12 protein-coding genes, 1 tRNA gene and 1 pseudogene are annotated in these 12398 nt (G+C 35.6%); 7 read left to right on the top strand and 7 right to left on the bottom strand.

Annotation, left to right across the window (positions count from 1 at the left end; all coding sequences use genetic code 11):
- From ACFIJZ_RS03940 to ACFIJZ_RS03955, 4 genes and pseudogenes are all read left to right on the top strand, one after another.
- Window positions 1-189: pseudogene (locus ACFIJZ_RS03940) on the top strand (hypothetical protein); the annotation flags it as partial.
- A gap of 122 nt (window positions 190-311) precedes the next feature.
- Window positions 312-1091, top strand: coding sequence for an ERF family protein (locus ACFIJZ_RS03945; RefSeq protein WP_375631107.1), 780 nt, complete (start codon window positions 312-314; stop codon window positions 1089-1091).
- A 1-nt stretch (window position 1092) separates the two neighbouring features.
- Complete coding sequence (locus tag ACFIJZ_RS03950) at window positions 1093-1716, top strand: lambda exonuclease family protein (protein ID WP_375631108.1); 624 nt, start codon at window positions 1093-1095, stop codon at window positions 1714-1716.
- Window positions 1717-1788: 72 nt separating this feature from the next.
- On the top strand, window positions 1789-1992 hold the full coding sequence (locus ACFIJZ_RS03955; protein ID WP_273790351.1) for an AlpA family transcriptional regulator: 204 nt from the start codon (window positions 1789-1791) through the stop codon (window positions 1990-1992).
- A gap of 99 nt (window positions 1993-2091) precedes the next feature.
- Here the strand turns inward: ACFIJZ_RS03955 and ACFIJZ_RS03960 are convergent.
- The 4 genes from ACFIJZ_RS03960 to ACFIJZ_RS03975 all read right to left on the bottom strand — a co-directional run bounded on the left by ACFIJZ_RS03960 (window position 2092) and on the right by ACFIJZ_RS03975 (window position 5356).
- A tRNA-Thr gene (locus ACFIJZ_RS03960) sits at window positions 2092-2167 on the bottom strand.
- A gap of 203 nt (window positions 2168-2370) precedes the next feature.
- Window positions 2371-3729, bottom strand: coding sequence for an acetyl-CoA carboxylase biotin carboxylase subunit (gene accC / locus ACFIJZ_RS03965; protein ID WP_273791007.1), 1359 nt, complete (start codon window positions 3727-3729; stop codon window positions 2371-2373).
- Between the two features lie 14 nt (window positions 3730-3743).
- Window positions 3744-4241 carry an acetyl-CoA carboxylase biotin carboxyl carrier protein gene (gene accB, locus ACFIJZ_RS03970; RefSeq protein ID WP_375631109.1) on the bottom strand — a complete coding sequence of 166 codons (498 nt, stop codon included), beginning with the start codon at window positions 4239-4241 and terminating at the stop codon, window positions 3744-3746.
- A 242-nt stretch (window positions 4242-4483) separates the two neighbouring features.
- Window positions 4484-5356 carry a DsbA family protein gene (locus ACFIJZ_RS03975; protein WP_273791009.1) on the bottom strand — a complete coding sequence of 291 codons (873 nt, stop codon included), beginning with the start codon at window positions 5354-5356 and terminating at the stop codon, window positions 4484-4486.
- Window positions 5357-5700: 344 nt separating this feature from the next.
- Here ACFIJZ_RS03975 and glpD point away from each other — a divergent pair, with 344 nt between their 5' ends.
- From glpD to cobT, 3 genes are all read left to right on the top strand, one after another.
- The gene (gene glpD / locus ACFIJZ_RS03980) at window positions 5701-7230 is read left to right on the top strand and encodes a glycerol-3-phosphate dehydrogenase (RefSeq protein ID WP_375631110.1); all 1530 of its coding nucleotides are present in this window, start codon (window positions 5701-5703) and stop codon (window positions 7228-7230) included.
- A 699-nt stretch (window positions 7231-7929) separates the two neighbouring features.
- Window positions 7930-8910: a tRNA dihydrouridine(20/20a) synthase DusA gene (gene dusA / locus ACFIJZ_RS03985; RefSeq protein WP_375631111.1), complete on the top strand. Its 981-nt coding sequence runs from the start codon at window positions 7930-7932 to the stop codon at window positions 8908-8910.
- A gap of 403 nt (window positions 8911-9313) precedes the next feature.
- Window positions 9314-10321, top strand: a complete 1008-nt coding sequence (gene cobT / locus ACFIJZ_RS03990; RefSeq protein ID WP_375631112.1) for a nicotinate-nucleotide--dimethylbenzimidazole phosphoribosyltransferase — start codon at window positions 9314-9316, stop codon at window positions 10319-10321.
- 26 nt (window positions 10322-10347) lie between these two features.
- On the opposite strand, the gene ACFIJZ_RS03995 is transcribed toward cobT, so the two are convergent.
- From ACFIJZ_RS03995 to ACFIJZ_RS04005, 3 genes are read right to left on the bottom strand one after another with little or no spacing between them, the layout of a single operon-like run.
- A complete protein-coding gene (locus ACFIJZ_RS03995; protein ID WP_015856433.1) occupies window positions 10348-10839 on the bottom strand; it encodes an Lrp/AsnC family transcriptional regulator in 492 nt (163 codons plus the stop codon).
- A 21-nt stretch (window positions 10840-10860) separates the two neighbouring features.
- Entirely contained in the window at window positions 10861-11490 is a 630-nt protein-coding gene (locus ACFIJZ_RS04000) for a uracil-DNA glycosylase family protein (protein WP_375631113.1), read from the bottom strand.
- Window positions 11491-11518: 28 nt separating this feature from the next.
- Complete coding sequence (locus ACFIJZ_RS04005; RefSeq protein WP_375631114.1) at window positions 11519-12082, bottom strand: thermonuclease family protein; 564 nt, start codon at window positions 12080-12082, stop codon at window positions 11519-11521.
- Window positions 12083-12398: the final 316 nt, after the last annotated feature.

Here is a 12398-nt window from a genome sequence, read left to right on the forward strand (position 1 = left end):
TCTGATAATGTTCAAGTTTTTGGTAATGCAGAAGTTTACGAGGGTATACATTTTTATGGATATATAGAAGTTTACGGCGATGTACGTGTTTTTGGTAACTGCGATGCTATATACATTGCCAATGATGCAGGTGCTTATGGGTATGTTGATAATATTGACCTCACCTCAACTAGAGAACAAACCAGATGAAAAAATACCGACTACTAATCTTATAGTGTCTCTATAAGCCGTTTCTAACCACACAAACAACTTTTTAAAACATGCGTGATTCACGCCACAGGAGAATTGCGCTCAAATAGGAGGAAATCAAGATGAGTGAACTAAGTACCACACAAACGGAATTAGTGGAAACAACGAACGATTGTGAAATCAAACCTACAGCTATGGAGCTTCTTTTAGAAAGAGCTTTAGAAAATGATGTCGATATGGATCGTCTCAAGCGTCTTCTTGAATTGCGAGAACAAGAGATAAAACGACAAGAGCGCCAAAACTTTGTCCGTGATCTTTCGGCTATGCAAATGGAATACAAAAATATCGAACAAAACGCCATTAATACACATACTAAAAGCCTCTGTACCACGCTTGATAAATATATTGATGCTATCAAAGGACCTCTTGCAACACATCACTTTGCCTTGTTTTCTCGTATCAAAGACCAGAGTTCAAATGACATAACTGTAGAAATGACTTTAAAGCATATATCGGGCAATGAAATATCAACAGAAGGAACATTTCCTTTTGATGCTACAGGGAGCAAAAATAACATACAAGCGGGTGGTTCTACTCTCACCTACGCACGTAGATATCTCTTAGGCATGCTTCTTAATGTTGCAAGAAAAGAAGACGATACAGATGGCAACACGCTTCTTGCAGGTATATCTCCTGAACAAATGAATGAAATCAAAGAATTAATTAAAAAAATACAATCTGAAGAAAGTAAGCTTATCTCTTTCGTAGGAGCAAAAAATCTAACAGATATGTCTTATAAACACGCACAAATCGCTTTGTTTTCTTTGAAAAAAAAGCAACGTTCACAAATGAATAAAGCACAACAATCCTTACCACCACAAGAGCAACAAACGGCGGTGTGAGATGGAACAAAGAACAGCAGAATGGTTTCAAGCGCGCTTAGGAAAAGTCACCGCATCTAATGTTTACAACGTACTCAGTAAGACAGCTAAAGGTTTGCCTACAAGCAAATATGAAGATTACAAAACGAAACTCATGACAGAACGCTTAATAGGGGAAATAAGCCAATCTTATACAACACCTGCTATGCAATGGGGCATTAAACATGAAGAGAATGCCTTGAGAGAATATGAATTCATTTATGACACCAATGTCACAAGATGTGGGTTTATCCCCCACCCAAAAATGGAAATGGCGGGGGCTAGTCCTGATGGGTTGATTGGAGAGGACGGTTTAATCGAAGTCAAATGTCCACAATCAACCACGCATTTGCGTTTTTTTATGTATGACGAAATCAAACCAGAATATCACGCACAAATGCAATTCCAAATGGCATGCACTGGACGAAAGTGGTGTGATTTCATGAGCTATAATTCAAACTTTGTAGGCAAATCTACTGGTTTGAGAATGAAAATCAAACGCATCCTCCGCGATGAGGAACACATTGAAGAGATTAATAAAGCTGTCGAAATATTTTTAGGGGAAATAGAACAAGAGATGCAAAAGATTTTGACAAAAGCTGCTTAAACCTATGGGGGTGCTCTCTCCTCCCAGCACCCCCGCCCATTTAATTAACATAAAAAAGAGAAAGGTAATGAGATGATATTTGATGATGGAGATAGATATGTAACGACACGTGAGTGTGCACAGCTTTTTAGTGTATCCACAACAACGATTCGCAATTGGGTGCTTCAGGGGTTGTTTCCGGAGCCATATAAGCTAGGGAGAGCAGTGAGATGGAGAAAAAAAGAGATCTTAGACTTCACTCCAAAGAAAAATAAGGAGCAAATAAGAACAAATTAGGTAAAATTATATAAACTGTAGAAGGTGGTCTAAAAGGTGGTCTGAAAATGGCTATTTAAAGAAAAAATCTATATATTTCAATATATTAAAGATATAAAATGGTGCCCCCAGAGAGACTCGAACTCCCGACCCCCTGATTACAAATCAGGTGCTCTACCAACTGAGCTATAAGGGCGTAACCATGTAGGGATTAGCACAAACTCACAAAAAGGAAAACAGAAAATTATCAAATTTTGTGCATATTAAGTGAAAACTATATAATAAATAAAAATAACTAACTTATTTCCTCTTTTACTACTTTTTACAGCAAGGTTGGCACTATCCTTATGTTGATATCTTATAGAATCTTTTATAAGAATGCACTATTTTGCTATCAAATTACGAATCTGAAGACTTTGATTGATGAGAAAGGTATTTTTCAAGCCAGTGAATATTATAATTACCATCAGCAACATCTTGATTATTAATAAGATCGCGAAAAAGAGGTAGTGTAGTTTTTATCCCATCGACGACAAATTCATCTAAAGCACGCCGTAAACGCATCATACATTCTAAACGGGTACGTCCATGAACAATCAGCTTTCCAATCATGCTATCATAGTAAGGAGGGATACGATAACCTGAATAAGCGCCTGAATCAACACGAATCCCTAAACCTCCAGGTGTATGAAAATGTGTAATGGTTCCAGGTGATGGCGTAAAGTTAATAGGATCTTCTGCATTAATACGGCATTCAATGGCATGACCAGAAAAACAGACTTCATCTTGTGTCACTGAAAGCTTACAGCCTGATGCAATATGGATTTGTTCATGGACTAAATCTATACCTGTAATTGCTTCAGTTACAGGATGTTCTACTTGTAAACGTGTATTCATTTCAATAAAATAAAATTCGCCATTTTCATAAAGAAATTCAATAGTACCAGCTCCACGATATCCAAGTTTGGCACAGGCATTTGCAACAATACTTCCAATTTTTTTCCGTTCTGTTTCATTAAGTGCAGGTGATGTAGCTTCTTCCCATACTTTTTGATGCCGTCGTTGAAGTGAACAATCGCGTTCTCCTAAATGAATAGCATTTCCCGCACCATCACCTATGACTTGAATTTCAATATGACGGGGTTTTTCTAAATATTTTTCTATGTAAACAGCGTCATCACCAAAAGCAGCTTTCGCTTCTGAACGTGTTGTTTTGAGAGCTATAGAAAATTCTTGTTCAGAATGAACAACCTTCATACCACGTCCACCACCACCGGCAGAAGCTTTGATAATAACTGGATAACCAATTTCACGAGCCGTGCGTAAAGCATCTGATTCTTCAGTGACGGCCCCATCTGAACCGGGAACTACAGGAATACCAAGTTTTTGGGCGGTTTTCTTTGCTTCGATTTTATCGCCCATGATTCGGATATGAGTAGCTGTTGGACCGATGAATGTAATATCATGGGCTTCTAGAACATCCGCAAATTTTGCATTTTCAGAAAGAAAGCCATAACCTGGATGAACAGCATCAGCTCCTGTAATTTCACAAGCAGCAATAATTTGCTGAATACTCAAATAAGAATCGCGAGCGGGAGGAGGTCCAATACAAACACTTTCGTCAGCAAGACGAACATGCATTGCATCTGCATCAGCGGTAGAGTGAACAGCCACGGTTTTTATGCCAAGTTCTTTACATGCACGTAAAACGCGAAGAGCAATTTCTCCCCGATTAGCAATGAGGATTTTTCGAATCATGGTTGCCCCTCGCTTTATTCAACAATAATAAGTGGTTCACCAAATTCAACAGGTTGACCATCTTTGACAAGAACAGTGGTTACTGTGCCTGAGCGTGGTGATGAAATTTGATTCATTGTTTTCATGGCTTCAATAATAAGTAATGTCTCCCCTTCAGAAACATTTTGTCCTACTTCTACAAAAGGTTGCGCGCCTGGTGAAGGTGCAAGATAAGCTGTTCCAACCATGGGAGAGGTTATTGTGTTTTTTGATTTATCTTCTTGGATAGATTGTATAGGAGATTCAACTGTTGGAACTGGAGAAGATGTTACAGAAAAAGTAGGAGTAGAAACAGGAGCATAGATTGCTTGCTCAGAAGAAATTAAGGTATTTTGGCGTGAGACACAAATACGAAGCTCCCCTTGTTCAACTTCAATGTTCGTTAAATTTGTATCATTCAAAATTTCAGCAAGATCACGAATAATTTTCGTATCAATTGCGGTTTTTGCCGAATCCATTTTTTTTGTTGTCATTTTATTTCTAACTCCTTGATCAATGAAGATCGTCATTATCTCATTTTATGACCGAATATCTCTAGATTAGGGATGACATCTTTTGAGGCTTTAAAGATTTTTATTTCCTTTAAATTATTATACTTTGCAATTTAAAACTCGTATCTGCTTTACGCAAAATTGCACTTATAAGCCTGTTGTCAAAAAAGAGAAAGCATAAAATTACCTCATTTACAGTATTCTTTCTAAAATGGATCAGGAATTCACTGTGTATTGTCTATCGCTTGTTTTAGAATATCTTGTTTGGCTGCGCCAATGAATATTTTATTACCAATGATGTAAGAAGGTGTTCCCGTAATATGAAGTGTAGAGGCAATTTGAATATTTTCTTTAAAAGCGTTTTGCAGAGTGGGATCTTTTATTGCATTACGTAGTTTTTTTTCATCTGCTCCTAATGAAACAGCTACTTTAATAGCTTTAGCTTCATTTGCACGACCCTGATACATTAAAAGCGTTTTGTGAAACTGAGGATATTTCTCTGGAAATTGTTTTCGAAATGCGTAGGCAACAGTATGGGCTGCCATAGAATCAGAGCTTAAAATTGGTAAATCCTTGATAATAACCTTTAAATCTGGGTATTCTTTTATCAAGTCTTCTATATTTGAATAGGAAATTTTACAATATCCACAGTTGTAATCAAAAAAATTGACAAGCACTCTTTTACCATTTGGGTTTCCCAAAACAGCGTCATGAGGAGAATGAAAAATTTCTTTTTCTAACAAATGAATGACAGAAGTTTGTTTTTGGTTTTCGTATTCATTCTGTTTTTCCAGCTTATCTTGAAGAATAAGCTGCATTTCAATCATAATTTCTGGATGAGTAAGGAGGTACTCTCTGACAATTTGTTGAATATGATGAGAATCAGTATGTGGTATCATTTTTTCTTTAAGCTTAGATAGAAAGCTAGAATCTTCCAAAAGTTGTGTTTTAAGCTTTTCTAAGCTTAAATTATTTGCTGTTTTTGAGTGTGATGTTGCGTTTGATAAAGAAGGTAAAAATATTAAAATACTCGACATAACTGGGACTAAAATTTTTGAAAGAAGTGTTATTTTCGAGTTTTGAGAGTGATAATTCATCTGTATACCTTCACATTTTCTAGGATGTCATTGAGTGAACTATAGGAAAAGCGCTCTCTATGTGCAATAAAGCATTTAGCTATAGTGTATCTTTAAGAATGAGAAAAAACATCAATTTTTCTCTAAAAAGATTTCATATGATGAACCTTGGTTTGGCAAGGATTATGTTTTGTAAAAGATAAAAAAAATCTCTTTAATTTGTCAAATGTTGTTTTGATGTATAAGGGTATCAAAAGCTTTTTGTGCGTGTTTATTTTAGGAAAAAGTACGTTGATAATACAATGAAGAACACTTGTATTATTTTTTCCTGTTGCTTTATTGAGTACTGAGAAAAAAATTAAATAATGAAAAGTGAAATTATGAAAACCACAACACATTATGAGCTGTTTATCATTGGGGGAGGGATAAACGGGTGTGGATTGGCAAGAGATGCAGCAGGACGCGGTTTTAAAGTGGGATTGGCTGAAATGAACGATCTTGCATCTGGGACCTCAAGTGCGTCAACAAAGCTTATTCATGGTGGGCTTCGTTATCTTGAACACTATGAGTTCAAACTTGTTCGTGAAGCATTGAAAGAACGCGAGATCATTTTACGCATGGCTCCACATATTGTGCGTCCTTTGCGTTTTCTCCTTCCTTATCATAAAGAATTGCGCCCTGCTTGGATGTTGCGTTTTGGACTTTTTATTTATGATTATTTAGGGAATTGGAATCAGAAATTGTGGCGCAGTAAAACGATTAATTTTTCACAAAAATTTTGCTCTACACTGAAGAAAGAATATCAGAGAGGTTTTGAATATTCTGATGCAAGAGTAGATGATGCGCGTTTAGTTATTGGCAATGCGCGTGATGCAGAAAAGAGGGGAGCTGATATAAAAGTACGAACAGAAGTTCTCTCTTTAAAAAAAGAAGACAATAAATGGCGTATCTTTCTTCAAGACAAGTTAAGTAGCAAAGAATATAGTGTCACAGCTTCTTATGTCGCGAATATGACAGGACCTTGGATTGATCATGTTTTGGCAAGCATATTAGATTGTAAAGAACATCCACCAGTACGGCTTGTTAGAGGTTCTCATATTTTGGTTCCCAAGCTTTATACTCATGATCGTGCTTATATTTTTCAAAATGGTGATGGGCGTATTATATTTGCTATTCCGTATCAAGAAGAGTTTACCTTGCTTGGAACAACAGATTGTAATTATCAAGGAGATCCGGCTGACGTTCATATTACTGAGACAGAAATTGATTATATTTGTGCAGCAGCCAGTGAATATTTCATACAACCAGTGTTGCCTGAAACGATTGTCTGGTCTTACTCTGGAGTTCGTCCACTCTATGATGATGGAGCTTCAAAAGCACAAGAAATTACGCGCGATTATGTTTTAAAAGAAATGGGAACAGGAACAACACCAAAGATTCTTAATCTTTATGGTGGAAAGATTACAACTTATCGTAAGTTGGCTGAAGATGCGATGAAATTTGTTGAAAAAGAGCTTGGTAAAAAGGGAGCATCATGGACGGCTAAGGCAGTGCTTCCTGGGGGTGATTTTCCCTATAACAAATTAGATACAATCGAAAATAGGATTGCTCTTTTGATGCCAGATTTAGATGCTTTTACACATCGCAGGCTTGCACGCTCCTACGGTACGGAAGCATTGGTGATCTTTGCACATGGTAAGGCAAATAAAGGAAAAAATTTTGGACATGGGCTTTATGAAGTAGAAGTAAAATGGTTGATGGAAAAAGAATGGGCTAAAGTATGTGAAGATGTGTTATGGCGTCGTTCAAAACTGGGTCTCCTATTTAATGAACAAGAGGTTGGTACTCTTTCTTCCTATATGCAAAGCCAACAAGAGATTGAACAACTTTTATGATCATTTCATTTTACAGATTTTATCTGCAATATTGTAAAATATTTTCCTTAAAGAGATACTGATATCAGTCATAGATATTAAAAAGGCAATGGCTGTCTATACCCTGATTTTAGTTTTTTTGCAAGAATCATAAAATGGCAAAATTAGATAGAATATTTAGGATGAAATTTGTCTATCTTATAAAGTGAAATTCAAGAATGTTACCAAGAATAACTCATTGAAAAAAAATGATTTATAATTAGATTCATGTGAAATAAGGATTTTTATTCTTTCTTTAGGAGAAGATAAAGATACTTTCTGTAGCATTTATTTGCACAATAAGTTAAAAAAAATCTAAAGAAAATTAAATCTATTATAAAAAATTGTATAATGTGTTAGTTTAGCATTTATTATCTTAAATGCTGTGCTAAATCATGTAAGGATGGAGGCTTGATGAGCGTAAGAAGAACTTGTAAATGAGTTTTTTATATTATGGTGAAAATCTTCTTTTTTCATGTTTATATACCTGAACACTAATCTATGAGAAATGCAAAATTGTGTTTTATCATGATTGATTGTAGTAAACCTTGATATCAATTGAAAATAATGAACTGTTATTATACTCATGATAGTATAAGAGAATAAAATTTTCTGTAAACTAAAATAAGTATTTTTCTATGTATAAAGAGAGAGCTATAGGGACATGAGAGTAATACCCTCATGATATTTTACAACCTTCCATCGACTATAAAATTTGCAGTAGCACCAATGTTGGACTGGACAGACCGACATTGCAGGTTTTTTTATCGTCTTTTAACGAAAAAAGCTCTCCTTTATACGGAAATGATGGTAGCAGATGCTGTCATTCATGGTGTTCGCGAACAATTGTTGGCTTTTAGCGATAAAGAATGTCCAGTTGCATTACAACTAGGGGGGGCTGATCCGAAAAAGTTAGCAGAAGCTGCACGAATTGCTGAGGATTTTGGCTACAACGAAATAAATCTTAATGTCGGGTGCCCATCAAATCGTGTTCAAGCAGGTGTCTTTGGGGCTTGTTTGATGTTACATCCAGACATTGTGGCAAATGCCGTGGAAGCGATGAAACGAGAGGTTACTATACCTGTAACTGTCAAATGTCGGATTGGAGTGGACGAACAAGATGAAGAGTTAGCGTTAGATCTTTTGGCTAATCAGGTTTGGAATGCTGGATGTGATGCGCTCTGGATACATGCACGCAAGGCATGGCTGCAAGGATTGAGTCCGAAAGAAAACCGTAATATTCCGCCCCTTAATTATGAAAGAGTTTACAAATTAAAACGTAAATATCCTCATAAATTCATTGGGATAAATGGTGGAATTAAATCGATTGATGAGATCAAAGAACACTTAACTTTCTGTGATGCTGTCATGGTTGGTCGCCAAGTTTATCATAATCCAGCTTTGTTAAAACATATTGATTTTGAACTCTATGGTGAGACGCAAAATAATCTGAGTGAGAGTGATCTTATTGAGGTTATGTGTGATTATGCAGCTCGACATATTGCATCGGGGGGGCGGCTTTCTCATGTGACACGTCACATGATTGGTTTATTTCATGGGCGGGGTGGGGCACGTCGATGGAGGCAAATATTATCAAATGATGCGACAAAACCAAATGCAGATATATGTATTTTAAAAGAAGCTTTTTATGCTCTCATTTAATAATAGCCTAATAATTAACATATATTAAAGTTGAGATCCTTTGCGTTTGGATGTCTTTGCGATAATTTTGATCTCTTCAATTTTATAAGTTTTTGAAAGTTTATAACTTTTATTATGCATAAGAATTGTTGGAATGTATATATTAGTATATATTAAACGGCATGCTGATTATGCCTATTAAATAAAAAATAGGTTAAGGGTATCACTGTAAAGGTAATCATAAGATATTAATAACATTTTGAATCTTACACGTTTGTTATTAGGGTTGAAAATAGAATGTAGAAATTATTGCTTTCATAGTATTTAACATTTTTAAAGCACTGTTAAAAAAACAATAAATTATTCATATCCTGTATATATGACGGGATTTTCATAAACATTGTAGATTTTAAAAGGTATCCTTATGACCGCTAGTCCATTTGATGATTTTCGTGCTTTGCTTACAAATTTACCTGTTGCTGATGAGTTTTCTATAATTTTGGCAAAAAAACGGCAAAAAGACTTAACAAAAGAGCAAGGAACATTAGGAAAACTAGGAGATATTGCTGTTTGGTATGCGGGGTGGAGGGGTACAGAAAAACCTATCGTAACGAGACCTTTGGTCGCTATTTTTTCTGGAAATCATGGTATTGTAGAGGAGAATATTACACCATTTCCACAATCTATGACACAAAAAATGGTAGAAAATTTTGCCTCTGGTGGAGCTGCTATCAATCAAATTTGTATTGCTTATGATCTTGGATTAAAAATATTTGATTTAGCATTGGAATATCCAACAATGAATATTACGAAGGATGCCGCAATGGATGAGCGGAGTGCGGCTGCTACAATGGCATTTGGAATGGAATCCATTGCGGGTGGAACAGATCTTTTATGTATTGGAGAAATGGGAATTGGAAACACAGCAATAGCTTCAGCTTTATGCTTAGCATTGTTTGGAGGGGAAGTGGAAGAATGGACAGAAAATGCTATGGAATCAGAAGGTGATTTTTATCAGCGTAAAATTGCAGCGGTTAAAACAGCCATTTCTTTGCATAAGGATTATTTTAATGATCCTTTTGAGATAATGCGTCGCTTAGGAGGACGTGAAATTGCTGCTATGGTTGGTGCTATTTTAGCAGCAAGAATAGAAAAAATACCTGTTATTTTAGATGGTTTTGTGGCAACAGCAGCTGCAGCGGTCCTTTATAAAATGCATCCAAAAGCTCTTGATCATACCCTTGTTGGACATGTTTCTTCTGAGACAGCTCATCGTAAACTTTTAAAAAAAATTGGCAAAGAACCACTTCTAGATTTGGGGATGCGTCTTGGTGAAGGGGCAGGAGCAGCTATGGCAGCTGGTATTGTCAAAGCTGCTGTTTTAACACATGCACAAACGGTCGTTTTTCAACAAGAAAGTTTGAATGCCTAAAAGATCATGAGACGGATATAAAAATCTTAAGAGTTTTGTTCATGCGTCTTGTCGTGTAATTTAATATAATTAAGTGGAAGTTCCGTTGTATATTTAATCTGTTCCATTGCGAAAGAAGATGAGACATCACGGATATCAATTTTAGAAATTAATTTTTTATAAAAAAGATCATAAGCTTCAATGTTGGGCACAACAACACGCAATAAATAGTCAATATCTCCACTCATTCGATAAAATTCAATGACTTCACGGAATTCTTGCACAATTTTTGAAAAACGCTTAAACCATTCATGACTATGTGTGTTTGTGCGAATAGACACAAAAACAGTGACGTGTGCGTTTACTTTTTCAGGAGAAAGAACAGCAACACGACGCTGAATGACGCCATCTTCTTCAAGTTTTTGAATTCTACGCCAGCAAGGAGTGGTCGAAAGTCCCACTTTTTTAGCAATATCAGCAACAGAAAGTGTCGCATTTTCTTGCAAAAGATGTAAAATTTTTCGGTCAAGACGGTCCATATTTATTCTCAATATTTTAATTTATAAAAATTTACGCACTAAACAACGCAGATATACAATAAGCTCATCATTAAACCATGGATTTTTCTGTAACCAAGAAGTATTTCGCCATGATGGATGAGGCAAAGGCATAACATTATAGCCTCGAGGTTGGGGAATGGAAAGAATATTTCTCCAATCACCAACAGTTGCAGAAACGGTTTTATATTTTAATTCTGTAATGTGCCACTTTTGCGCATAACTGCCAATAGCAATAACAAGCTTTATTTGAGGCATGGCTTGAAATATCTTTTCATGCCATATTTCTCGACATTCACGTCTTGGTGGTAAATCAGCTTTATTTTTGTCATAGCCTGGAAAACAAAATCCCATAGGAACAATAGCAAAAAGAGATCTATTATAAAATTCTTCTTTCGTGACACCCAGCCAATTACGCAATTTTTCGCCAGAACGATCATTAAAAGGGATAGAAGTTTCATGGACACGCAACCCTGGTGCTTGGCCTGCAATTGCAATCGAAGCGGTATCGGATAAATAAACGACCGGGTTTGGTTCATGAGGAAGAGGAGGAAAATAATGGGGTTGTTGGACGCAAACACGACAGGAATAGATCTCTTTTTCAAGTTTGATAATTTGGCTACATTGTTTCATTGGTAAATAAAATTAAAAAATATTTTTCTTATTCTGTGCGAGGATTTGCTTTGCGCCATTCTTTTGGTCGTTGAAAACTTGATGCCCATATTCCTTTCTTTTTCTTTCTAGCTTCTTGCTCTTCTTTAGGATATTCATAATAATTTACAGCCCAACCATTATGTACAAGTGTTGCGTTGATATTGCTAACTTGTTTTGTTTTACATGTTGCAAGAATACGGCGATATTTATCTGTTTTTTTCCAGTGACATGTAACAGTTTGATTTTTTAATAGTTGTTCTAAATATTTTTTTGCCTCAAGCCCACAAGGGTAGCGCGCTTCCTTTTTTCCACAAAATTGGTGGAGTTCAGGAGCATCAATTCCAGCTAGTCGAATCTTAATTGAAGAAATCATAATGGTATCGCCATCAATGATTAATGCATTTCCTTCAACAGTGTTTTGAGAAGAAAATTTTTCTTTTTGAGGCAACAGCTGAGTTTTCTTAAAATAAGTTGACATAATGATAAGAATGCTAGCAGCGACAAAAATACTGAAACCGATAACTTTTAGATTAAAGCTTCTTAGATTAAAATGAGAAAAAGATTTTTTCATGAAATAAAGAAACTGCTAACATTATTATAACTCTATTTTAGTATTGTTTATAATTGACCCGAGAAACTTTATTCATATGACGAAACAGTGTTTCGTTTTAATGACAAAATTTTCATTAGATATCACAATAATCAAATACTCATACAGAATATATGTAAGCAACTTAAATAATAAATCAACTTATCCAAATCCGTACAAAACATACAAAGTTTAAAGTAAACTTTTTAAACTTAAGGAAATAAAAAAACACCCCTCAAAAAATAACTTTGAAGAGCAATACTCCAACATTTCTTTTGGAGTATAAAATCTATCAATT

It is taken from the genome of Bartonella sp. CL70QHWL, from assembly GCF_042194855.1.
Classification (GTDB): Bacteria; Pseudomonadota; Alphaproteobacteria; order Rhizobiales; family Rhizobiaceae; genus Bartonella.

Bases quoted from the DNA above. Each gene is read 5' to 3' on its own strand.
- ACFIJZ_RS03945 (WP_375631107.1), top strand. From the start codon at position 312: ATGAGTGAACTAAGTACCACACAAACGGAATTAGTGGAAACAACGAAC.
- ACFIJZ_RS03950 (WP_375631108.1), top strand. From the start codon at position 1,093: ATGGAACAAAGAACAGCAGAATGGTTTCAAGCGCGCTTAGGAAAAGTC.
- ACFIJZ_RS03955 (WP_273790351.1), top strand. From the start codon at position 1,789: ATGATATTTGATGATGGAGATAGATATGTAACGACACGTGAGTGTGCA.
- accC (WP_273791007.1), bottom strand. From the start codon at position 3,729: ATGATTCGAAAAATCCTCATTGCTAATCGGGGAGAAATTGCTCTTCGC.
- accB (WP_375631109.1), bottom strand. From the start codon at position 4,241: ATGACAACAAAAAAAATGGATTCGGCAAAAACCGCAATTGATACGAAA.
- ACFIJZ_RS03975 (WP_273791009.1), bottom strand. From the start codon at position 5,356: ATGAATTATCACTCTCAAAACTCGAAAATAACACTTCTTTCAAAAATT.
- glpD (WP_375631110.1), top strand. From the start codon at position 5,701: ATGAAAAGTGAAATTATGAAAACCACAACACATTATGAGCTGTTTATC.
- dusA (WP_375631111.1), top strand. From the start codon at position 7,930: ATGATATTTTACAACCTTCCATCGACTATAAAATTTGCAGTAGCACCA.
- cobT (WP_375631112.1), top strand. From the start codon at position 9,314: ATGACCGCTAGTCCATTTGATGATTTTCGTGCTTTGCTTACAAATTTA.
- ACFIJZ_RS03995 (WP_015856433.1), bottom strand. From the start codon at position 10,839: ATGGACCGTCTTGACCGAAAAATTTTACATCTTTTGCAAGAAAATGCG.
- ACFIJZ_RS04000 (WP_375631113.1), bottom strand. From the start codon at position 11,490: ATGAAACAATGTAGCCAAATTATCAAACTTGAAAAAGAGATCTATTCC.
- ACFIJZ_RS04005 (WP_375631114.1), bottom strand. From the start codon at position 12,082: ATGAAAAAATCTTTTTCTCATTTTAATCTAAGAAGCTTTAATCTAAAA.